The organism is Polaromonas sp. P1_G1 (genome assembly GCF_056405595.1).
In genome coordinates this window covers 1-441 of record NZ_JBFUBU010000193.1, presented here as the reverse complement: position 1 = coordinate 441, position 441 = coordinate 1, and the positions used below count along the sequence as shown (strand labels likewise).

Annotated in this window: 1 protein-coding gene; it reads right to left on the bottom strand. The window is 64.2% G+C overall.

Annotated elements, in window-relative coordinates; translation table 11 throughout:
• Positions 1 to 224 (bottom strand): hypothetical protein (locus tag AC1D1Y_RS26430; RefSeq protein ID WP_477684957.1); only part of this gene is annotated, 224 nt, incomplete at its 3' end.
• Between the last annotated feature and the right edge of the window lie 217 nt (positions 225 to 441).

Here is a 441-nt window from a genome sequence, read left to right as displayed (position 1 = left end):
ATGCACACCAGGACGGTTGCGGTGAATCCGCTGAGCACCCCGACCGGTCCCCACGGCCAGCCGAGCCAGATCGTGGCTTGCCCTCCGACGAGAAGGGGAATTCGCGGCACCTCGATGTCGGCTTCACGAAGCCGCGTTGTGACCTCCCACGTCGCGATGAACATCGCGATCGCGACGACAGCGATCCATCCCGGGGGCAGGAAGATCAAAGTGCCGATGACCAAGGCTCCGAGACCAGCTCCGACGCCGATGGCGGCAGGTAGGTTCCTGCCCGCCTTCGACTTCGGCGGTTGCGCGCCCTCAGCGCCGCCCGTAGGCCCGTCCGTGACGGGACCACCGGCGGTTCCCTCTTGTGCGTGCACCCAAACTCCCTGATCTACTCCCGACGACAAACACTGCAAATGAGGAGGCTATACCTCCATCAACTCTGCTTCCTTGTGC